Here is a 20,441-nt window from a genome sequence, read left to right on the forward strand (position 1 = left end):
TGCTGTCCCTAAGGTGAGTTCCGAGGCCAGAACCCCACCAGCACCCCCTGAGGAGCCACCATGTACGTCGTCACCGGTGCCACCGGCCAGCTCGGCCGTCTCGTCGTCGAGGGCCTGCTGGCTGCGGTCCCCGCGAGCGAGGTGGCGGTCGCCGTTCGCTCCGCCGAGAAGGCCGCCGACCTGGCCGCGCGCGGTGTGGCCGTCCGCGTGGTCGACTACGACAAGCCGGAGACCCTGGCCGGCGCCTTCGCCGCCGGTGACCGGGTGCTGCTGATCTCGGGCAGTGAGGTCGGCCGCCGGATCCCGCAGCACCGGGCCGTCGTGGAGGCCGCCAAGGCCGCCGGGGTCGCGCTGCTCGCCTACACCAGCGCGCCGGGCGTGGCCACCTTCCGGCTGGCCGACGAGCACAGGGCGACGGAGGAGCTGATCCTCGCCTCCGGCCTGCCGTACGCGCTCCTGCGCAACGGCTGGTACACCGAGAACTACCTGGGCGACGCGGCCGGCACGGTGGCCCGGGGCATGGTGCTCGGCAGCGCCGGCGAGGGCCGGATCGCCACCGCCCCGCGCCGGGACTACGCCGACGCGGCGGTCGCCGTCCTGACCGGCGAAGGCGACGGCCACGAGAACGCGGTGTACGAGCTGAGCGGCGACGCCGCCTGGAGCCTGCCCGAGCTGGCCGCCGAGCTGGCGAAGGCCTCCGGCAAGCCGGTCGGGCACCGGGACGTCGCCCCGGCCGAGCACCTGGCGGCCCTGGTCGGCGCGGGCCTGCCGGAGGGCTTCGCCGAGGTCCTGGTCGACGTGGACGCCGGCATCGCCCGGGGCGAGCTGGCCGGCACCCCGGGCGACCTGGCCCGCCTGATAGGCCGCCCGACCGTCCCGATGGCCGATTCCGTCCGTGCGGCGCTCGGCGCCTGACGGGCTGACCACCCGAAACGCCGAAATCGTCCAGCATGCAAACAATGTCATGACCAAAATCCGGAAACGGAGATGACATTCTGCCCTTCCGCCCGCTACCGTCACCAGGACCACACGCGCGCGGGAGGGCACTCGGCCATGCCACAGACAGACCAGCAGGACAACGGCCGAGGCCTCTGGTACGGCTTCGCGGCCTACGGCATCTGGGGGCTCTTCCCACTGTTCTGGCCGCTGCTGGAGCCGGGCGCCGCCGACGACATCCTGGCCAACCGGATGGTCTGGTCCCTGGTCGCGGTGGTCCTGCTGCTGGTCGTCCAGCGGCACTGGAGCTGGATACGCCCGCTGCTGCGCCAGCCCCGCCGGGTCGCCATGCTGGCCGGCGCGGCCACCGTGATCTCGATCAACTGGGGCGTCTACATCTGGGGCGTCAACGCCGGACACGTCGTCGAGACCAGCCTCGGCTACTTCATCAACCCCCTGGTCACCATCGCCTTCGGCGTCCTGGTGCTCAAGGAGCGGCTGCGCGTCGCGCAGTGGACGGCGGTGGGCGTCGGCGCGCTCGCCGTCGCGGTGCTGAGCGTCGCGTACGGGCGGCTGCCGTGGATCGCGCTGACCCTCGCGTTCTCCTTCGCCACCTACGGCCTGCTGAAGAAGAAGGTCGGGCTGAGCGGGCTGGAGAGCCTCGCGGCGGAGAGCGCCTTCATGTTCCCGTTCGCCCTGGGCTACCTGATCTACCTGCAGATCAGCGGGCGCGGCACCTTCGGACACACGGTGGCCGGCTCGTACGGCTGGGGGCACTCCGGGCTGCTGATGCTCAGCGGTGTGATCACCGCCATCCCGCTGCTGTTCTTCGGCGCGGCCGCCGTAAGGGTGCCGCTGACCGTGCTCGGGCTGCTCCAGTACCTGGCGCCGGTGTTCCAGTTCCTGATCGGCGTCGCCGTCTTCCACGAGTCGATGCCGCCCGCCCGCTGGGCCGGCTTCGCCCTGGTCTGGGCCGCGCTCGCGCTGCTCACCTGGGACGCGCTGCGCCAGGTGCGGGCCGACCGCGCGGCGCGGGCCGCGGCGGTCCTGCGGCCCGCACCGGCGGAGATGGCCAAGGCGACCGTCACGCCCTGAACGCCCTCACCCGCCGCAGCCTCACCCGCCGCAAGCCTCACCCGCGGTGAGCCGTCAGGCGCTGATGTCCCGGCTGCTGAAGCGCGACCAGGCCGCCGCGCCGAACACGGCGACGTAGGCGGCCTGCAGCCCGAGGTCCTTCAGCACGCCGTCCCAGTACATCGGCGCCCGCAGCAGGTCCGCGAAGTTCAGCCAGTAGTGGGTGAACAGGAACGGCCGGATCGCGTCCAGCTGCGGGAAGGCATCCAGGATCTGGACGGTGATCACCAGTCCGACGGTGGCGGCCATCGCCGCGATGCCGCTGCCGGTGAGCGTGGAGACGAACAGCCCGATCGCCACCAGCCCGGCCAGCGAGGCGGCGACCACGCCGGCCACCAGCACCGCGCGCAGCAGCGCGTCGGCGAAGCCGATGGTGTCCCCGGAGATCAGCGTGACCTCGCCGAGCGGGAAGAGCGCGGCGCCGGTGGCCAGGGCCGCCGCCGCGACCGCCGCCGTCGCGGCCAGGCAGAACACCAGCGCGGCGGTGAACTTGGCGGCCAGCAGCCTGGTCCGCCCGGCCGGGGCGACCAGCAGGTAGCGCAGCGTCCCGGTGGCCGCCTCGCCCGCCACCGAGTCCCCGGCGACCACCCCGACCGTCATCGGTAGGAAGACCGGCAGCGCGACCGCGAGCGCGGTGAAGACCAGGAACAGCCCGTTCTGGGTGGTCTGCGCGATGAAGTTCGGACCGCCGCCGCCCTCGTGCGGGCTGTCCGTGTTGAGCTTGACGACCACCCCGATCAGGACCGGCAGCACCGCCAGGATCGCCAGCAGCACCTTGGTCCGCAGCCGGCGGAAGGTCAGGTGCAGCTCGTTGCGGAACAGCGCCAGGAACCCGCCCGCCGTCTGCGGCCGCCGGCCGGTGACCACCGCTGCCTCGGCCCGCACCGTCGAATCAGCCCGCGCCGTCGAATCAGCCCGCGACATCGAAGCCCTCCCCGGTCAGCGCCACGAAGGCGTCCTCCAACGTGCCCCGCTCCAGCCCGAAGCCGTGCACCCGCACCCCGGCCTCGACCAGCGCCGCGCACAGCTTGGGCAGCGCCGCGTCGTCCCGCTCGCCCAACTCGCCGTCCACCCGGCCCTCGCCGGGCACCAGGCCGGTGACCTGGCGGGCGGCCAGCACCTCGGCGGCCTGCGCCACGTCCGGCGTGCGGACCACCAGCCGGCCCTGCGCCCGGGCGGCCAGTTCGGCGACGGTGCCCTGCACCACCAGCCGGCCCCGGGACATCACCGCCGCGTGCGTGCAGACCTGCTCGATCTCGTCCAACAGGTGCGAGGAGAGGAACACCGTGGTGCCCTCCGCCGCGACCTCCCGGACCAGCGCCCGGATCTCCCGCATGCCCTGCGGGTCCAGCCCGTTGGTCGGCTCGTCCAGCACCAGCAGCTCGCGCGGCTGCAGCAGCGCGGAGGCCAGGCCGAGGCGCTGCTTCATGCCGAGCGAGTACGCGCGGGCCTTCTTGCCCGCCGCCGCGCTCAGGCCGACCCGCTCCAGCGCCGCGTCGACCCGCTGCGGCCGGGTGCGGGGGTCGGCGGTCGGGTCGGCGGCGTCGAACCGGATCAGGTTGTCCCGCCCGGAGAGGAAGCCGTACAGCGCGGGGCCCTCGATCAGCGCGCCCACCCGGGGCAGCACGGAGGCGACGGACTGCGGCATCGACTCGCCGAGGACGCTGGCCACCCCCGAGGTGGGGGCGATCAGGCCCATCAGCATCCGGATGGTGGTGGTCTTGCCGGAGCCGTTGGGGCCCAGGAAGCCGAAGACGGAGCCGCGCGGCACGGCCAGGTCCAGGCCGTCCACGGCGAGCTGGCCGCCCCGGAAGCGCTTGGTCAGGCCGCGGGTTCTGATGACATCGTCGGTGGCGGAAACAGCGGGGGATGCGGAAGCGGACGCGGAGGCGGGCGGAACGGGATCGGGGGCCGGGCGCGACTCGGCGCCCGGACCCCCGGCCGACTCCGTAACGTCCCCCGTTACGGGAGTCTTGGTCATCCGTCAGTTCACCCCGGCGGCGTGCTGCAGGACCGGCAGGGTCACCGCGCCGGCGAAGACCCGGCCGTCGTCGGTGAGCAGGACGTTGACCACCTTGGTGCTGATCAGAGTGCCGCCGTCGACCTGCTTGCCGAGCGACTTCATCAGCCCCTGCGGGTTCACCGAACCGCGCCCGCCGCCGTGCTTGCCGTCGCCCTTTGCGGCGCCCTTTCCGACGACCTGCCCGTCACCCTTCGGCGTCGCGCCCGGCCCGCTGGGCAGCTGCCCGGTGAGCACGGCCGTCCAGCCCTCGCCGATCACGTTCACGCCCTCGTGCGCCTTGGCGTCGGAGCCCGCCGCGGCCTTGCCCTCGGCCGCCGCCTCGTCCGCCTTCTTCTCCGTCACCTTGGCGCCCTTGGGCACGGTGAAGTCGAAGGTCTTGGCGGCCGGCTTGGCGAAGGAGACGTCGGTGAAGTGGACGTCCAGGACGGTGGTGGCGTCGGTGGACTTCACCGCCACCGCGAGCGGCACGCCGTTGTCGGCGGCCACCGCGATCCGGACCTCGGCGACGGTCGAGCCGCTCTGGGTCGGCTTCACGCTCAGCTGGTAGGCCTTCTGCCCGGCCACGTTGGCCGTCCCGGCGACGGTGACCGAGGTGGTGCCGGCGCTCGCGGTCAGGAACTGCCGGGCGGCGTCCTGCGGGGTGGCCGGCAGCTGGGACAGCGGGGCCTCGGGGTGCCTGTCGCCGGCCCGGCCGGTCAGGTGCACCGCGCTGTTGGTCGAGCTGTCCCAGGCCCAGGACTGGTCGCCGTTACGGACCACGGTGTAGCCGGCCATGTTCTCCATCATGTCCACCCGCTGGTGGGTCGGGCCGTCCACCGCGACCCGCAGCGTCCGGTCGCCGCCGAGCAGGCCGAGCAGCTTGGCCTGCGGGTCGGCCGACGCGCCCGCCCCGTCCCCGCCGTGCCCGGACGCCGCCGCGCCGAGGCCGCCGGCCGCGCCCAGCAGCTGGCTGGGCAGGCCGAGGTCGGTGGTGACCGAGACCGTCCCGGACAGGGACTGCGTCTCGGAACCGAGCGCCTTGGCGACCACCTGCTCCGCCGTCAGCGTCGGCAGGTCGGGTGGGGAGTCGGCGGCCAGCGCGGGCACCAGCCCGACCCCCGCGGCGATCACCGCGGCCACCGCCACCGGCACCCCGGCACGCACCAGCACGCGCCGCCGCGAGCGGTACGGCACGCCGCCGTCCAGCTCGTCCCCCGCCGCCGTCTCATTGGTCATGGCGTACTCAACTCCTCTGCGAACACGTTCGATTGACCTTGCCCCTCCATTAGAGGCCGCCACGCCGCCGCTGGCATCGCCCTGCAGGGCCAGATCGGGTTGGCCTTCATGGGTATGCCGACCCTGAGACGGCCTCAGGGTTACTCATCCCGGGGTACCACCCCTGGCGTAGGGTCGCGACATGGACGGAACCGCCACGGACGCAAGCACCCCGCCGACCGCGAACGCGATGCGCCGCGCCCTGCGCCGCGCCCGGGACGGCGTCGCCCTCGACGTGACCGAGGCCGCCGTGCTGCTCCAGGCCAGAGGCGAGGACCTGCGCGACCTCTGCGCGAGCGCCGCCCGGGTACGCGACGCGGGCCTCGAAGCGGCCGGCCGACCCGGCGTCATCACCTACTCCAAGAGCGTCTTCATCCCGCTCACCCGGCTGTGCCGCGACAAGTGCCACTACTGCACCTTCGTCACCGTCCCCGGCAAGCTGCGCCGGGCCGGTCACGGGATGTTCATGTCCCCCGACGAGGTGCTGGACGTGGCCCGGCGCGGGGCCGAACTCGGCTGCAAGGAAGCCCTGATCACGCTCGGCGACAAGCCCGAGGACCGCTGGCCCGAGGCCCGCGAGTGGCTGGACGCGCACGGCTACGACGACACCATCGCGTACGTGCGGGCGATGTCGATCCGCATCCTGGAGGAGACCGGCCTGCTGCCGCACCTCAACCCCGGGGTGCTGAGCTGGACGGACTTCCAGCGGCTCAAGCCGGTCTCCGCCTCGATGGGCATGATGCTGGAGACCACCGCCACCCGGCTGTGGAGCGAGCCCGGCGGCCCGCACTTCGGCTCCCCGGACAAGGAGCCCGCCGTGCGCCTGCGGGTGCTGGAGGACGCCGGGCGCAGCTCCGTCCCGTTCACCAGCGGCCTGCTGATCGGCATCGGCGAGACGTACGAGGAGCGCGCCGAGTCGCTGTTCGCGCTGCGCAAGGTCTCCCGCGCCTACCACGGCATCCAGGAGCTGATCCTGCAGAACTTCCGCGCCAAGCCGGACACGGCGATGCGCGGCATGCCGGACGCCGAACTGGACGAGCTGGTCGCCACCGTGGCGGTGGCCCGGCACCTGCTGGGCCCGGCCGCCTGCCTCCAGGCCCCGCCGAACCTGGTCGACGGCGAGTACGAGCGTCTGATCGAGGCCGGCATCGACGACTGGGGCGGGGTCTCCCCGCTCACCCCGGACCACGTGAACCCCGAGCGCCCCTGGCCGCAGATCGATCGCCTGGCCGAGCGCTCGGCGGCGGCCGGCTTCGAACTGCGCGAGCGCCTCGCCGTCTACCCCGACTACGTGCGCGGCGGCGAGCCCTGGCTGGACCCGCGGGTGCTGCCGCACGTCCGCGCCCTGGCCGACCCGCGGACCGGCCTGGCGAACCCGGACGCGGTGGTCCGCGGCCTGCCCTGGCAGGAGCCCGAGGACCTACCGGAGTCCTACGGGCGGACCGACCTGCACGCCACCATCGACACCGAGGGCCGCACCGGCGACCGCCGGGCCGACTTCGAGGACGTGTACGGCGACTGGGAGGTGCTGCGCGAGCAGGTGCTCGCGAAGGGCGCGCCCGAGCGCCTCGCGGGGGACCTGCGGGAGGCCCTGGCGGTGGCGGCCGACGACCCGGTGAAGCTGACCGACGACCAGGCGCTGGCCCTCTTCCACGCGGACGGCCCGGCCCTGGACGCGCTCTGCCGGATCGCCGACGACGTGCGCCGCGACGCCGTCGGGGACGACGTCACCTACTGCGTCACCCGGAACATCAACTTCACCAACGTCTGCTACACCGGTTGCCGCTTCTGCGCCTTCGCCCAGCGCCGCACCGACGCCGACGCCTACACCCTCTCGCTGGAGCAGGTCGCCGACCGGGCCGCGCAGGCCTGGGAGGTGGGCGCCACCGAGGTCTGCATGCAGGGCGGCATCCACCCGGACCTGCCCGGCACCGCCTACTTCGACATCGCCCGCGCGGTGAAGGAGCGGGTGCCCGGCATCCACGTGCACGCCTTCTCGCCGATGGAGGTGGTCAACGGCGCGACCCGCACCGGCCTGTCGATCCGGGACTGGCTGCAGCGGGCCAAGGAGTCCGGCCTGGACACCATCCCGGGCACGGCCGCCGAGATCCTGGACGACGAGGTCCGCTGGGTGCTCACCAAGGGCAAGCTGCCGGCCGCGACCTGGGTCGAGGTGGTCACCACCGCGCACGAGCTGGGCATCCGCTCCTCGTCCACGATGATGTACGGGCACGTGGACACCCCGAAGCACTGGCTCGGCCACCTGCGGCTGCTCGCCGACATCCAGCAGCGCTCGCTCGCGTCCGACGGCACCGGCGGCTTCACCGAGTTCGTGACCCTGCCGTTCATCCACACCAACGCCCCGGTCTACCTGGCCGGCATCGCCCGGCCCGGCCCGACCGCCCGGGACAACCGCGCGGTGGTCGCGATGGCCCGGCTGCTGCTGCACCCGCACATCCCCAACATCCAGACCAGCTGGGTCAAGCTGGGCGCCGAGGGCGCGGCCGAGATGCTCCGCTCCGGCGCCAACGACCTGGGCGGCACGCTGATGGAGGAGACCATCTCGCGGATGGCCGGCTCGGCGTACGGGAGCTACAAGTCCGTGCGCGACCTCCAGGCGATCGCCGAGGCGGCCGGCCGTCCGCACCGCCAGCGCACCACCACCTACGGCGAGGTGCCGGCCGAGCGGCAGGCCGCGGCACTGGCCTCGGACGGGCACCTGCCGGAGCTGCTGCCGGTGCTGGACTGAACGACGGGACCCCCGGGGCGGGGGCACTGAAGTTCGAGGGAAGCCGCTGATCCGCTCGGGCCTTCGAATACAGTGCGAGGGCGCGCGACCGGCCGTGCGTCGCGCATCCCCCCGCCCCGACGAAAGGCGCCCCGTCGTGATGCCACTGTGGTCACGCGCCCAGCAGCAGGACTACCGCAGCCGGGTGCGGGGCTGCCTGCTCGGCGGGGCCATCGGCGACGCGCTCGGCGCCGGCGTCGAGTTCGAGGCGCTGGAGAAGATCCGGGCCCAGCACGGCCCGCAGGGCGTCACCGGCTACGTCCCCGCCTACGGGCGCACCGGCGCCGTCACCGACGACACCCAGCTCAGCCTGTTCACCGTCGACGGGCTCATCCGTGCCCACATCCGGCGCGACACCGGCAGCTGGCACCCGCCCACCGACCTGCACCTGGCCTACCTGCGCTGGGTCGCCACCCAGCGCGACTGGGGCCCGGACGAGCGCCGCCCCGACCTGGGCTGGCTGGGCCGCGAGGAGTGGCTGTACGCCCAGCGCGCCCCCGGCCAGGGTTGCCTGTCCGGCCTCACCGGGGCCGACGCCGAGCGGCTCGGCACCCTGGAGCAGCCCAAGAACCCGCACTCCAAGGCCTGCGGCACGGTGGTGCGGGCGGCGCCGTTCGGGCTGCTCACCACCTGGGAGCCGAGCCTGGTGTTCCAGCTCGCGGTGGAGTGCTCGGTGCTCACCCACGGCCACCCCACCGGCTACCTCGCGGCGGGCGCGTTCGCGGTGATCATCCAGTCGGTGGCCCGCGGCGGCACCCTGGAGGAGGGCGTCCACCTCGCGCTCGCCCTGCTCTCCGAGCGGCAGGCGCACGAGGAGACCACCACCGCGCTGCGGGCGGCGCTGGACGCCGTCCGGGCCGGCGAGCCCTCCGCCGACCGGGTCGAGGCGCTGGGGGAGGGCTGGGTCGCCGAGGAGGCGCTGGCGATCGCGGTCTACTGCGCGCTGGTCGCCCACGACGTCCGCTCGGGCCTGCTGCTGGCCGTCAACCACTCCGGGGACAGCGGCTCCACCGGCGCGATCTGCGGCAACCTGCTCGGGGCACTGCACGGGGACACCGCGCTGCCGCCGGGCCTGGTGGCGGCCGTCGAGGGGCGCGCCGCGATCCTCGAACTCGCCGACGACTTCGTGCTGGAGCTGATGCACGGCCCCGAACTGCACGACCGGCGGACGGCGGAGGGCGCCGCCTGGGCCGCCCGCTACCCGGTGACGGGCTGAAGCGCCGCCCCCGACACGACAGTTGCCCGTGGCGTCGACCGCCGCCACGGGGCGACGGACACCGCTACGGGCAACTCGCCGGGCGGGGGCAACTCGTCCGGTACGGAACCGCGCGGGCGGGTCAGCCCGGGAGCTCGCCGAAGACGCCGGCCGCCGTCGCCGCGGCGAAGGCGTTCCAGGCCTCGGCCGAGAAACGCAGGTGCGGGCCCCGGGGATCCTTCGAGTCCCGGACGGCCACCTCCCCCGCGCCGGGGACGGCGATCTCCACGCAGGCGCCTTGGCCGCCGCTGTGACTGCTCTTGCGCCATCGGGTTCCGTGCTCGGACGGGGTGATCATTCGTGGAATTCCTTTTCGATGTCGGCTATCAGCGACCGGCTCTCCGCGACACCGAGTGCGGCCGCCCTCAGGTAGTCGTAGAGACCGGTATAGCGGCGCACATCAGCCTCCTTCTCCAGGTAGAGATCGCTCGTCACACCTTCGAAGTAGACAACCGTGGAATCGGCTGACTCAGGGAACTCCAGCAGGGAGAATGTCCCGGTCATGCCGGGATGCGCGCCGTGCGAGAACGGGATCACCTGGATGGTGATGTTCGGGCGCAGGCTGAGCTCCAGCATCTGCTGCAGCTGCCGGGCCATCACCTCCTTGCTGCCGACCTCGCGGCGCAGCACCGCCTCGTCTATGACGGTCCACAGGCTGCCCAGCTGGTCCTCGCCGTGGACGCGCTCCTGGCGCTTCATCCGGACCTGCACCCGGCGCTGCACGGCGGTCGCCTCGGTGTCCGGCTGGGTGCCCTCGACCACGGCCTGGGCGTACTGCTCGGTCTGCAACAGGCCCGGGACGAAGGAGGACTCGTACGCGCGGATCGAGGAGGCCTCGGCCTCCAGCCCGATGTAGACGCTGTACGGGGTCGGCATGTCGTTGAAGTCGTGCCACCAGCCGCGCTGACGCGACTCCTTGGCCATCTCCATGAGGCTGGAGCGCATCTGCTCGTCGGCCACCTTGTACACGTCACAGAGGTCGCGCACGTCCCGCTGGCTGATGCTGCGGCGACCGTTCTCCAGCCGACTGATCTTGGACTGGGAGACCATCAGCCGGCCGGCGACCTCTTCCGCCGTCATGCCGAGGCCTTCCCGGAGCTTGCGCAGCTCCGAGCCGAGGCGTCGACGGCGGACGGTGGGATTGACGTTGGCAGACACTTCGACCTCCGGCCGAACCTCTGGTGATCGTTGGAACGGCAGTCCTCGGAACACTTCGGACATTGGGACCAACCCCCCTGACTTGGAGCAGCATGTCACCTTGGGCCAGGTCGGCGCCGGGGAATCACAGCAGCGCGGTAGAACAGATCATCGGAAAAGCGCTTCTGTGAGACAGCGAAAGCCCCCAGGTGGTAATGCGGCTCGGCGACTCGGACAGATCGTGCGACAGATGTCCCCGAACCGCTCTCGCACGTGCCCCTGGCATGGGCGAGAGCAGGCCGCCGCGGGCTTCTGCGGGCTTCTGCGGGCTTCCGGGGACGGCAAGAGGGGCGGTCGCCGGGCGACTTGCGTCGCGGGGCGACCGCCCCTCGGTGCTTCTGGTGGTGCTTCTCGTGGTGCTTGTGACACTTGTGGTGCGGGTGGTGCGGGTGGTGCGGGTGGTGCGGGTGGTGCGGGTGGTGCGGGTGGTGCGGGTGGTGCGGGTGGTGCGGGTGGTGCTCAAGGTGCGGGTGGTGCCGGTCGTGCGTCGGGTCGCTCAGCGCCTCCGGGAGGCGTGGGCGACGCGGCGCACGCTGTCGGGCATGCCCTCGGCGGTGTCGCTGACGGTGCCGTTGGCGGTGCCGTTGGCGACCGGTGCGTCCCCGGTCAGCGGACGCCGACCCGGGAGGCGGGAACCCGCCCGCCCGAACCCCGGCCCGCCGTACGGGAACCGGAGCGGCCGGTGGCCGGAGCGGCCCCGGACCCGGAGCCCGACCCAGCGCCCTGGGAAGAACGGTTCTGCTGCGTCGGCAGGCCGTTCTGCACGTCCATCACGGCGTGCGCGACCATCCCGCCGAGCGGGTCGTACCGGATCAGGTCCCGCAGCCGCGACCGCGAGGACCGGCCCTCGTTGCCCGGGTACAGGTGCTTGCCCAGACCCACGGAGTGGGCGAGCGCCGCGAGCGCGGCGGTCCGCGGGTCCGGCGGCACGCCGGTGCGGATCGCGGTGTCCAGCCGCTGCTTGATCGCGGCATTGGTGCAGTCGTCGGACGCCTGGTACCGGATCGTCGGCAGCACCCCGCACACCTGGCCCGGCACGGCCGTCACCATGCCGCAGCGCTCCAGGTGCGCCAGATAGGTCTGCCGCAACCCCAACCGGGGCCCGCCGATCCAGTGCGCCGCGCGGACCGGACTGCCGCGACGGCGCAACAGTTCCAGTGCGTGGTCAAGGGTCGGGTCGCCGGTCGGCCGTGCGAGCACGACAGCGATCCGGTCTCCCTCCGGTACGATCCGTCCGGCCAGGGACAGCTCGACGAGCTGCGCCCCGGCGAGTCCGAGGTCGAGGGTCTGCGGCTGCGCCGTGGTACCCGTGGTCGGGTCCAAAGCGAGCAGCAAGAGTTCCTCGGGAACAGTTCTGCGGCTCTTGCCCATCCAAGCCTCCCCGCGTGGATGAGAGACAGGGTGACGCCTCTCACACGGGCTTGTCGAGTACGCCTCCGAATCGTGACCTTGCGGTGAAGGCGCGGAACCGGCGGTCGCAGGCCCGGCGTCTGATCTGTGAACAGACCGTGGTGCGCCCGAGCGCCGGCAATAAGCGCCGGTCGGGCGGGGTGTGCGCGGTGGGAACGGCCGTCGGTGGCGGAGACTGTACAGGTACACGGGGCGGGGCGTCGGCTTCCCGAAATCGGGTTCGCAGGTGCCCCGCCGGGCGTTGAGGAGGCTGGGATACGTGGGCGAGTCCCCCGACAGGGTGCTGAGGGACGACGAGCGGGAGGGGGGCCGGGAACGCGAACGGACCGCCGCGACGGCCAGTGCGGCGGCCGATGCCGCCGACGCCGCCGCGACGGCCGAGTCCGCAGAGGGCGGTTCCGGCCCGGCTGCTGCCGGGGCGTCAGCCGAGGCCTCATCGGACGATTCCTCGGACAGCTCTGCGGAGACCTCCGGCGATGCGCCCGCGAAGGCGTCTCCGAAGCCGTCTCCGAAGGCGTCCGCGAAGGCGTCCGACGACGCTCCGGCGGCGGGGGCCAAGGGCGGCTCGACCGTACAGCTCCGCGTCCGGGATGTGGACAGCAAGACGACGATGCTGCGACTGCCGGTGGACAACAGGACCACCGCGCTGCGGCTCCCCGAGGAGCTGGTGAAGGCCGCCGGTAACGGGAGTTCCGGTGGTGAGGGGGAGAAGAAGGAGACCCCTTCGGCACCCGCCGGGGAGAAGGAGCCCGCCGAGCGCCCGTCCGGCTCCGACCCGCGTCTCGTCATGCGGACGGGCGCGGCGGTGGCGGAGAAGTCGGCCGGCAAGGCGGAGGAGAAGGCGAAGGACGAGGCGGTCGAGCCCGCCGAAGCCGCCGCCGAGCCCGAGGCCGTCGTGTCCGAGGCCGCGCCGACCGAGAAGGCCGGGAAGGCCGACAAGGCCGACAAGACAGACAAGACTGACAGGCCCGAAAAGACTGACAAGCCTGAGAAGGCTGCGAAGGCCGAAAGCACCGGAGCCACCAAAAGCGCCGAGGGCACCGAGGACGCCTCCGCCGAGGACTCTCCCGACGCCGACGCCGATGCCGACCCCGTCACGCTGACCGAGACCGGGCAGCCCGGTCAGAAGTCGGGGCAGGCCGAGAAGCCGGAGAAGCCCAAGCCGCCGCGCGCCCCCGCGGCCGCCTCGGCCGGCACCGTGCCCGAGCCGCCGGCGCCGCGCCCGCTGCCGGAGCCGGAGCCCGAACCCGAGCCGACCCCCGGCCCGGAGCCGCTGCCGAAGCCGGCCCCCAAGCCCGCGCCCGGCCCCGGGCCGGCCCCGAAGCCGCTGCCCGAGCCCGACCCGCGGCCGGTGCCGCCGGTCCCGCCGCTGCCCCGGCCCGAGCCGCTGCCTTCGCCGGAGCCGCTGCCCTCGCCCGAGAACACCGCGGAGGCGATGGAGGTCCTGGCCTCCCTCAACTCCCGCCCGGTCTCGCCGCTGCGCCGCGCCCTCAAGCGGGTGACCATCTGGACCGCCTTCCTCGCCGTGGTGCTCGGCGTGCTCGTGGTGGCCCAGTTGCTGCGCCCGCTGCCGGACGCCACGGTGAAGATGACCGCCGCGGGCAGCTACGGCTTCTCCGGCGACCAGCTGGACCTCGCCTGGCCGGCCAAGGGCCAGTCCGCCGCCGAGGTGGTCGGCGTCGGCAGCCTCGGCAGCTCGGGCCCGGAGACGCCGGCCTCGATCGCCAGCGTCACCAAGGTGATGAACGCCTACCTGATCCTGCAGAAGTTCCCGCTGAAGAAGGGGGAGAGCGGCCCGAAGATCGCCGTCGACAAGCCGGCCGCGCAGGAGTCCGGCAACGTCGACGAGTCCAAGGTGACGCTCACCGAGAACCAGGTGCTCACCGAGTACCAGGCGCTGGAACTGCTGATGCTGCCGTCGGCCAACAACGTGGCCCGGCTGCTCGCCCGCTACCACTCCGGCTCCGAGGCGGAGTTCGTCAAGCTGATGAACGACACCGCGGCCAAGTTCGGCATGACCAACACCATCTACGCGGACCCGGCGGGCTACAACGCGGACACCAAGTCCACCGCCAAGGACCAGCTGAAGCTGGCCGAGCAGGTCATGCAGGACGAGGTCTTCCGGCAGATCGTCTCCACCCCGGAGACCAACTTCAACAACGTGAAGATCCCCAACACCAACAACCTGATCAACCCGAAGACCGGCGTCATCGGCGTCAAGACCGGCTCCAGCACCCCGGCCGGCGGCTGCCTGATGTGGGCCGCGTACAAGGAGATCGGCGGCGTGAAGCGGCTGATCCTCGGCGTCACCCTGGGCCAGCAGGCCACCTCGCCCGCGACCGGCGACGGCATCCTGCCGACCGTGCTGAAGGTCAGCGGCAAGCAGATTCAGGCCGCGCAGAACGGCGTGACCGGCCAGACGGTGGTGAAGCAGGGCGACGTCGTCGGCTCGGTGGACGACGGGCTCGGCGGCAAGGTCCAGATCGTCGCGACCAAGGACCTGGTGGTGGCGGGCTTCCCGGGCATCTCCGGCACGGTCACCCTGGACGCGGCGAAGGTCGGGCACACCGAGAAGGCCGGCAAGGAGGTCGGCGTGCTGCGGGTGGGCACGGGCGAGAACAAGGTGGAGGTCCCGGTGGCCCTCCAGTCGGACCTCAACCCGGCGTCCATCCAGTCCCGCCTGCTGCGCACGCTGTGAGCCGCCGAGGCGCCGAGGCACTGAGCCGCTGAGCCGCTGAGTCGCTGAAGCGAACGCCGAAGGGGAGCCGGTCCGTACCGGCTCCCCTTCGGCGTTCGTTCCCCTGTTCCCGCAGCCCCGGGGCTAGGGCCGCAGCCCCGGTTACGTGTCGCGGTCGAGCAGCGCGAGCGTGAACCCGCCGAGCGGCGTCACCTGGTCCGGGTCGCCGTACTGCGTGCGGAGCACCTGCGCCTGGTCGGTCGGCATGGCGCCCAGCGGGTCCGCGGTGTCGCCGAGGACCAGCAGCCAGATCCGGGACACCGGGCCCAGGCAGGCCTCCGGCTTCGGGCAGGGCGTCGGTGACAGGTCCTCCGCGTCGTCGGCGCTGCGCGCGACGAACACCGGGTACGGGTGGACGTCCGACGGCAGGTAGTAGCTGACGCCCGGCCAGACCATCGCCCAGGACTGGTCGCCCAACGGGGCCGCCAGCCCGTCCCCGGAGTGGTAGCCGGCGGCGATCGTCCGGGCGGCCGCCCTGAACGGCTCCTCCGAGTGGTTGTGCGAGTCCGCGTACCGCACGGCGGGCTGCTTGGGCAGCGCCGCCACGGCCGGTACGGCGAGCAGCCCCACCGCCAGCAGCCCGGCCGCCGCGGCGGCCCTGCGGGGTGCCGGGCCGCGCCGTGCGAGGACCGCCACCGCGCCGTACACCGCCCCGACCCCGCCCCCGGCCAGCACCGCCCAGGCGGGCACCGTGAACAGCAGGTACCGGTCGATGAAGTACGAGGTGTCGCCCAGGCGCGACACCAGCCAGACGCTCACCACCGGCAGCTCGGCGAGCAGCAGCACCTGCCAGGCCTGCAGTCGTCGGCCGGGCAGGGCCAGCGCCGGGATCGCCAGCAGCACGAAGGCGTAGAAAACGATGTTCGAGCCGAACAGGTACTCGCCGAAGGTGGCCAGCCGACGGAGGGAGGGGGTCAGTATCCAGCCCAGCTGCCGGTCCGACTGGCGGCTGCCCAGCAGCACCACCGGCAGTATCGGAACCGCGGCCACCGCGACCGCCAGCGGGTACCGCCACAGCAGCCGTCGGTCCGCGGCCTCCCGGGTGCGCCACAGGTGCAGCGCGACCAGGGCGACCTGCCCGGCCACCGTGCTGAACGAGATCAGGTGCCCCGCGCCCGCCAGCGCCATGGCCGCGCAGTACGGCGCCCAGCGCCGCCAGGTCGGCCGCTCCAGCGCCCGGAGCAGGAAGTAGGTGGCGGCGGCGATCGCGCAGGTCACCAGCGCGTACGAGCGAGCCTCCTGCGCGTACCGGGAGACCAGCGGCGGCACCGTGAACAGCAGGCCCGCGCCGATCGCCGCGACCCGGCCGCCGAACAGCCGCCGGGCGGTGAGCGCCACGAACGCGGCGGCCCCCGCCATCGCGAGCACGGACGGTATGCGCAGCGCCACCGTCGAGTCGCCGAAGACCGCGGTCCAGCCGTGCATCAGCAGGTAGTACGCGCCGTTGCTGGCGTCTATGTGCTGGAGCAGTCGCAGCAGATCGCCCAGTGAGCGGGTGGCCACCGTCGAGGTCGCGATCTCGTCCCGCCACAGGTCCGGCGTCCCCAGCCGGTACCCGCCCACCGCCAGCATCACCACCGCGGGCCACAGCCACACCTGCCCCAGCAGTCGGACGACCGGGCGCACCGCAGGTCTCATCGGGTCTTTCGTCTCCTTCGCGCGGTGTGCCGGGGCGGATCAGGCACTTCTTGGCAGGCTACTTGACCCGTCCTGACACCCCGTCGGCACCCGCACCCCCGTCCGCACCCCGTCCACCACCCCCCTCCCCACCCCCGATCCGGTACGCTGTGACCGGCCTCGCCACAGCCGGGCCACGCCTCAGTAGCTCAGGGGATAGAGCACGGCTCTCCTAAAGCCGGTGTCGCAGGTTCGAATCCTGCCTGGGGCACAACGAGCACACGGGTCACAGGCCCCCGCCCACTCCGGGTCGGGGGCCTGTCCCGTTCCCCGGGCCCTGACCGGCCCCCCCGCCGCCGTCCTCCCCGCCCGCCGGGTCGGCCGGGCCGGCAGCAGGTCTCAGGCGAGCTTCACGTGGGCGCGTTCCCCGGCTTCGGCGGCGAGGGCGAGGTCGGCGAGCAGGGTCTCGGTCTCTCGGGCGGTGCGCAGGACCGTGGGGTCGAGGTCGACGACGACGACCTCGCGCCGGTCCTCGCTCGCCTCGGCGATCAGGCGGCCGTCCGGGCCCCAGACCGCGCTGCCGCCGCAGGTGTGCCAGGGGCCGGTGTGGCCGATGTGGTTGGCGAGCACCGTGTAGAGGGTGTTGTCGAGCGCGCGGGCGGGGAACCAGGTGCGGGACTCGTGGTAGCCGTGGCCCCTGCTGAACAGCGCGCCGACCAGGTAGGCGTGGCAGCCGTCGAGGGCGGCGGCGCGGGCGTGCTCGGGGAAGCCGGAGTCGTAGCAGATGCCGAGGCCGAGCCGCCAGCCGTCCAGCTCCAGCGTGCAGCCGGCCGTCCCGGGGCGGTAGAGGTCGCGTTCGGCCTTGAACAGGTACTGCTTGTCGTAACGGGTGACGAAGCCGCCGTCGGCGCCGATGACGAGGGCGGAGATCCGCAGGTCGGCACCGTCCTGCACGGCGGCACCTACGACGGCGACGGCCCCCGTCTCGCGGCACGCTTCGGCGATCGGAGCGAGGCGCGGATCGCCGGGCTGGACGGTGTACTTGAGCGGGTCGGCGCGGATCAGCTCGGGCTCGTACCCGGAGAGGAACTTCTCGGTGAACAGCACCAGGCGGGCACCGGCGCCGGCGGCCTCGCGGATCAGCTCGGCGGCCTGGGCGGCGTTGGCGGATATGTCGCCGGCCACGGCCTGGGTCTGGACGGTGGCGATCCGCAGCGGCCGCTCGGGGTATCCGGCGGTGACGGTGGGGACGGCGGGGGCGGGGGCAGGGGCGGTGGTCACGGCGGTCACGCTAGCGGACGGCCTCGGACCGGTGACGTGGTCTCAGCTCGCTCTCTTGTGCGGCCGGTCGGCAGCGTTGCTCAGGGTGCCGTCGTCCCGAACGCGGTGGTCCGGGACGGCGTGGTCCGGGACACCGTGGTCCGGAACGCCGCCGTCCAGCGGTACGTCGTCGTCCAGTGGCACGCCGTCGCCCGGTGCGCCGTCGTCCAGCGGGTCGGTGGGGTGGGGCGACCGGATGGAAGGCACGATGACCCGCTGAACCCTGGGCCTGGTACGCCAGTTGACCCGCCGTACATCGCGGGCCAGCGCGCCGGGGCGCCAGAGCTCGATCACGGTGGTCACGGCGCCCAGCACGATCCCGGCGGCCAGCCAGCCGCCCAGTACGTCGCTGGGCCAGTGCACGCCGAGCGCGACCCGGGTCCAGCCGATGGTCAGCACCGTCGCCGCTGCCACCGCGCAGGCCGCGGTCCGGCCCCGGCGGCGGACCCGGTACCAGACCAGGCCGACCAGGACGGCGCAGGTGATCGCCGAGGCCATGGCGTGCCCGGAGGGGAAGGCCGGTCCGCCGGCGTGCGAGACCGGGTCGGAGAAACCGGGCCGCCTGCGGTCGAAGGCCAGCTTCAGTGCCCATTGGGCGCCCCAGCCGACCAGGGTCTGGGCGGCCACCCAGCCGGCCAGGACCCGCGCACCGATCAACCAGAGCCAGACGGCGGCGATTCCGAGGAGTGTACGCATGGTGACGGTGCCGCCGATGTCCGAGAGCGTCTGCACCGCGGCGGTCCAGATCCGGTGCTCCCGGGCGTAGGTGTGCAGTTCGCCGATCCACTCCTGGTCGAAGCGGATCAGCGGGCGCCAGTGGCCCGTCACCAGAGCCGCCAGGAGGCCGAAGAGCGCGGCACAAACCAACACGACCGCGGCGTCCCGAAGGAGACTGCGGTTACGCGCAGTGGCGGTGGTCGTGCTGTTGGTCAGGTGCATGGCTGACACCTTCCCAGTGTCCTGCGCCGATCAGGAGCTGGAGCGATAGCGATTTGGCATCGTTTGTGAGGAGGTCCTGCGTGCGCCGGGGCGTGGGCGCGGGCGGAAACCGGGAGTGTGCGGGAACGCGCGCGGCCATTCGCCTGTTCAACGGGTAGGCGGCCGGCGCGTGAGGGTCGAGTGAAGAAATCACTCCCGGAACGGTCGCCCGAGGGCACGGGATGTATCCGGGTGGTCACCGAGCGTCCAAAGTCGGGGTGAAAACCGGCAGGATACTGCATCACGGGGAAGAATCTGAGTGACTTGGGAATGTTGTCCGGAATCTGTTCGTTGGATCGTTACGTGTGAGCCCCGGGCGGGGCCCGCACTTCTTGCCCTCGGGGCAGGCAGGCAGACCTCGGCAACACCAGCAAAGGGAGCAAGCATGGCCACCCGTGCCGTCGTTCGCGACAGGGCCGACCGGACTCGCGCGGCCCGCCCGACCAACCTTGAGGCCGACCGTGACCTGGTCGGCATGTACCTCGACGAGATCGCCAGGACGCCCCTGCTCGATGCCGCCGAGGAGGTCGAGCTCTCGCTGCGGATCGAGGCCGGGGTGTACGCCCAGCACCTGCTGGACGAGGAGGGACTCCCCGACGGCGTCACGCGCGAGGAGCTGGAGACGATAGCCGCCGACGCCGAGCGCGCCAAGGACGTCTTCATCCGCTCCAACCTCCGGCTCGTGGTCGCGGTCGCCCGCCGGTACCCGCGCAGCGGCCTCCCGCTGCTGGACCTCATCCAGGAGGGCAACGCGGGCCTGGTGCGCGCCGTCGAGAAGTTCGACTACGCCAAGGGCTTCAAGTTCTCCACGTACGCGACGTGGTGGATCCGGCAGGCGATCACCCGGTCCATCGCCGACCAGTCCCGCACCATCCGGCTGCCCGTGCACCTGGTGGAGGAGCTGGGGCGGATCCGGCGGGTGCAGCGAGAGAAGTCCAAGGAACTGGGGCGGGAGCCCGAGCCGGCCGAGATCGCGGCCGAGTTGGACACCACCGAGGCCCGGATCAAGGACGTCCTGGACTGGGCGCGTGACCCGGTCAGCCTCAACATGTCGGTCGACGACGAGGGCGAGACCCAGTTCGGCGACCTGGTCGAGGACACCGGGGCGACGTCCCCGGAGGACGCCGTGATGGTCATGCTCCGCCGTGAGGAACTGGACGATCTGATCGGGCGGTTGGACGACCGCACGGCCTCGATCATCCGGTCCCGCTACGGGATGGAGGACGGCCGCGAGCGCACCCTCACCGAGGTGGGCAAGCAGCACGGCCTCACCCGCGAGCGGATCCGCCAGATCGAGAAGCACGCGCTGGCCGAGCTGAAGAAGATCGCCGACCACGCGGGCTTCGAAGCCGCCTGACCGGAAGGCCTGTCGAGCCCCCGACCGGGTCCTGGTGCGGAGCGCTCCGCACCAGGACCCGAGGCGTGCCACGGGGCTCTTAGGCTGGAGGGGCAGGACGAGGCGAGCAACGGAGTGGACAGGGTGAGCGAGCAGGAACAGGAACGGCCCACGGACCAGGTTCAGGACCGCCAGGCCCAGGCCCAGGACGACCAGGCCCAGGCTCAGGACCGCCAGGAGCAGGACCACCAGGGCCGGGATCGGGACGGGGAGTCGCAGAAAAAGCCCGCGGCCAAGGCCCGGCTGGTCTTCCGGGACCCGTTGGACCAGCAGTCCCGGGACGACACCGACGCCGGCTGGGGCGGGCGCTCCGGGGCGGGGGAGAGCGGTGGGCGGGGGCTGGACTGGTACCTGAGCCAGCGCCCGCCGCACCACGGGGACTGAGGACGGGCGAGC

16 protein-coding genes and 1 tRNA gene are annotated in these 20,441 nt (G+C 72.8%); 8 read left to right on the forward strand and 9 right to left on the reverse strand.

The genetic code is table 11. From position 1 onward, the window contains the following. Positions 1-60 precede the first annotated feature (60 nt). Together ACIBEC_RS15915 and rarD are read left to right on the forward strand one after the other, a co-directional pair. On the forward strand, positions 61-915 hold the full coding sequence (locus tag ACIBEC_RS15915; protein WP_360494377.1) for an SDR family oxidoreductase: 855 nt from the start codon (positions 61-63) through the stop codon (positions 913-915). A gap of 138 nt (positions 916-1,053) precedes the next feature. Continuing rightward, complete coding sequence (gene rarD, locus ACIBEC_RS15920) at positions 1,054-2,031, forward strand: EamA family transporter RarD (RefSeq protein ID WP_360494374.1); 978 nt, start codon at positions 1,054-1,056, stop codon at positions 2,029-2,031. Between the two features lie 54 nt (positions 2,032-2,085). Here the strand turns inward: rarD and ACIBEC_RS15925 are convergent, their stop codons facing one another. From ACIBEC_RS15925 to ACIBEC_RS15935, 3 genes are read right to left on the reverse strand one after another with little or no spacing between them, the layout of a single operon-like run. Then, a complete protein-coding gene (locus tag ACIBEC_RS15925) occupies positions 2,086-2,994 on the reverse strand; it encodes an ABC transporter permease (protein ID WP_360494371.1) in 909 nt (302 codons plus the stop codon). Then, positions 2,981-4,051, reverse strand: a complete 1,071-nt coding sequence (locus ACIBEC_RS15930; protein WP_360494368.1) for an ABC transporter ATP-binding protein — start codon at positions 4,049-4,051, stop codon at positions 2,981-2,983. Before ACIBEC_RS15930 ends, ACIBEC_RS15925 begins: the two co-directional genes overlap by 14 nt. Before the next feature lie 3 nt (positions 4,052-4,054). After that, positions 4,055-5,308, reverse strand: a complete 1,254-nt coding sequence (locus tag ACIBEC_RS15935) for a DUF2092 domain-containing protein (RefSeq protein ID WP_360494365.1) — start codon at positions 5,306-5,308, stop codon at positions 4,055-4,057. Between the two features lie 181 nt (positions 5,309-5,489). On the opposite strand from ACIBEC_RS15935, the gene ACIBEC_RS15940 reads away from it, so the two are divergent. Together ACIBEC_RS15940 and ACIBEC_RS15945 are read left to right on the forward strand one after the other, a co-directional pair. Further along, positions 5,490-8,096 (forward strand): bifunctional FO biosynthesis protein CofGH, encoded by a 2,607-nt coding sequence (locus ACIBEC_RS15940; protein ID WP_360494362.1) that lies wholly within the window; start codon positions 5,490-5,492, stop codon positions 8,094-8,096. A 139-nt stretch (positions 8,097-8,235) separates the two neighbouring features. Then, positions 8,236-9,351 carry an ADP-ribosylglycohydrolase family protein gene (locus ACIBEC_RS15945; RefSeq protein WP_360494359.1) on the forward strand — a complete coding sequence of 372 codons (1,116 nt, stop codon included), beginning with the start codon at positions 8,236-8,238 and terminating at the stop codon, positions 9,349-9,351. Positions 9,352-9,472: 121 nt separating this feature from the next. Here the strand turns inward: ACIBEC_RS15945 and ACIBEC_RS15950 are convergent, their stop codons facing one another. The 3 genes from ACIBEC_RS15950 to ACIBEC_RS15960 form a co-directional block, all read right to left on the reverse strand. Beyond that, the gene (locus ACIBEC_RS15950; RefSeq protein WP_360494356.1) at positions 9,473-9,688 is read right to left on the reverse strand and encodes a DUF397 domain-containing protein; all 216 of its coding nucleotides are present in this window, start codon (positions 9,686-9,688) and stop codon (positions 9,473-9,475) included. Next, a complete protein-coding gene (locus tag ACIBEC_RS15955) occupies positions 9,685-10,548 on the reverse strand; it encodes a helix-turn-helix transcriptional regulator (protein WP_360494353.1) in 864 nt (287 codons plus the stop codon). Before ACIBEC_RS15955 ends, ACIBEC_RS15950 begins: the two co-directional genes overlap by 4 nt. Positions 10,549-11,193: 645 nt before the next feature. Then, positions 11,194-11,958 (reverse strand): GPP34 family phosphoprotein, encoded by a 765-nt coding sequence (locus ACIBEC_RS15960; protein WP_360494350.1) that lies wholly within the window; start codon positions 11,956-11,958, stop codon positions 11,194-11,196. A 298-nt stretch (positions 11,959-12,256) separates the two neighbouring features. Here ACIBEC_RS15960 and ACIBEC_RS15965 point away from each other — a divergent pair, with 298 nt between their 5' ends. Continuing rightward, a complete protein-coding gene (locus tag ACIBEC_RS15965; RefSeq protein WP_360494347.1) occupies positions 12,257-14,695 on the forward strand; it encodes a hypothetical protein in 2,439 nt (812 codons plus the stop codon). Positions 14,696-14,836: 141 nt separating this feature from the next. On the opposite strand, the gene ACIBEC_RS15970 is transcribed toward ACIBEC_RS15965, so the two are convergent. After that, positions 14,837-16,372, reverse strand: a complete 1,536-nt coding sequence (locus ACIBEC_RS15970) for a glycosyltransferase family 39 protein (RefSeq protein WP_360494345.1) — start codon at positions 16,370-16,372, stop codon at positions 14,837-14,839. Between the two features lie 177 nt (positions 16,373-16,549). Between ACIBEC_RS15970 and ACIBEC_RS15975 the strand changes: the two genes are divergently transcribed. Next, positions 16,550-16,622, forward strand: a tRNA-Arg gene (locus ACIBEC_RS15975). A gap of 128 nt (positions 16,623-16,750) precedes the next feature. On the opposite strand, the gene ACIBEC_RS15980 is transcribed toward ACIBEC_RS15975, so the two are convergent. Continuing rightward, positions 16,751-17,632, reverse strand: coding sequence for a carbon-nitrogen hydrolase family protein (locus ACIBEC_RS15980; RefSeq protein ID WP_360494342.1), 882 nt, complete (start codon positions 17,630-17,632; stop codon positions 16,751-16,753). A gap of 42 nt (positions 17,633-17,674) precedes the next feature. After that, positions 17,675-18,610, reverse strand: a complete 936-nt coding sequence (locus ACIBEC_RS15985; protein ID WP_360494340.1) for a phosphatase PAP2 family protein — start codon at positions 18,608-18,610, stop codon at positions 17,675-17,677. A 424-nt stretch (positions 18,611-19,034) separates the two neighbouring features. Here ACIBEC_RS15985 and ACIBEC_RS15990 point away from each other — a divergent pair, with 424 nt between their 5' ends. Both ACIBEC_RS15990 and ACIBEC_RS15995 read left to right on the forward strand, forming a co-directional pair. After that, the gene (locus ACIBEC_RS15990) at positions 19,035-20,006 is read left to right on the forward strand and encodes a sigma-70 family RNA polymerase sigma factor (RefSeq protein WP_360494337.1); all 972 of its coding nucleotides are present in this window, start codon (positions 19,035-19,037) and stop codon (positions 20,004-20,006) included. A 123-nt stretch (positions 20,007-20,129) separates the two neighbouring features. Then, positions 20,130-20,429, forward strand: a complete 300-nt coding sequence (locus ACIBEC_RS15995; RefSeq protein WP_360494334.1) for a hypothetical protein — start codon at positions 20,130-20,132, stop codon at positions 20,427-20,429. Positions 20,430-20,441: the final 12 nt, after the last annotated feature.

It is taken from the genome of Kitasatospora sp. NPDC051164 (genome assembly GCF_044455625.1).
Taxonomy (GTDB): Bacteria; Actinomycetota; Actinomycetes; order Streptomycetales; family Streptomycetaceae; genus Kitasatospora.

Excerpts from the sequence above, each read along its gene's own strand:
- ACIBEC_RS15915 (WP_360494377.1), top strand. The coding sequence starts at position 61 with ATGTACGTCGTCACCGGTGCCACCGGCCAGCTCGGCCGTCTCGTCGTC.
- rarD (WP_360494374.1), top strand. The coding sequence starts at position 1,054 with ATGCCACAGACAGACCAGCAGGACAACGGCCGAGGCCTCTGGTACGGC.
- ACIBEC_RS15925 (WP_360494371.1), bottom strand. The coding sequence starts at position 2,994 with ATGTCGCGGGCTGATTCGACGGCGCGGGCTGATTCGACGGTGCGGGCC.
- ACIBEC_RS15930 (WP_360494368.1), bottom strand. The coding sequence starts at position 4,051 with ATGACCAAGACTCCCGTAACGGGGGACGTTACGGAGTCGGCCGGGGGT.
- ACIBEC_RS15935 (WP_360494365.1), bottom strand. The coding sequence starts at position 5,308 with ATGACCAATGAGACGGCGGCGGGGGACGAGCTGGACGGCGGCGTGCCG.
- ACIBEC_RS15940 (WP_360494362.1), top strand. The coding sequence starts at position 5,490 with ATGGACGGAACCGCCACGGACGCAAGCACCCCGCCGACCGCGAACGCG.
- ACIBEC_RS15945 (WP_360494359.1), top strand. The coding sequence starts at position 8,236 with ATGCCACTGTGGTCACGCGCCCAGCAGCAGGACTACCGCAGCCGGGTG.
- ACIBEC_RS15950 (WP_360494356.1), bottom strand. The coding sequence starts at position 9,688 with ATGATCACCCCGTCCGAGCACGGAACCCGATGGCGCAAGAGCAGTCAC.
- ACIBEC_RS15960 (WP_360494350.1), bottom strand. The coding sequence starts at position 11,958 with ATGGGCAAGAGCCGCAGAACTGTTCCCGAGGAACTCTTGCTGCTCGCT.
- ACIBEC_RS15970 (WP_360494345.1), bottom strand. The coding sequence starts at position 16,372 with ATGAGACCTGCGGTGCGCCCGGTCGTCCGACTGCTGGGGCAGGTGTGG.
- ACIBEC_RS15985 (WP_360494340.1), bottom strand. The coding sequence starts at position 18,610 with ATGCACCTGACCAACAGCACGACCACCGCCACTGCGCGTAACCGCAGT.
- ACIBEC_RS15990 (WP_360494337.1), top strand. The coding sequence starts at position 19,035 with ATGGCCACCCGTGCCGTCGTTCGCGACAGGGCCGACCGGACTCGCGCG.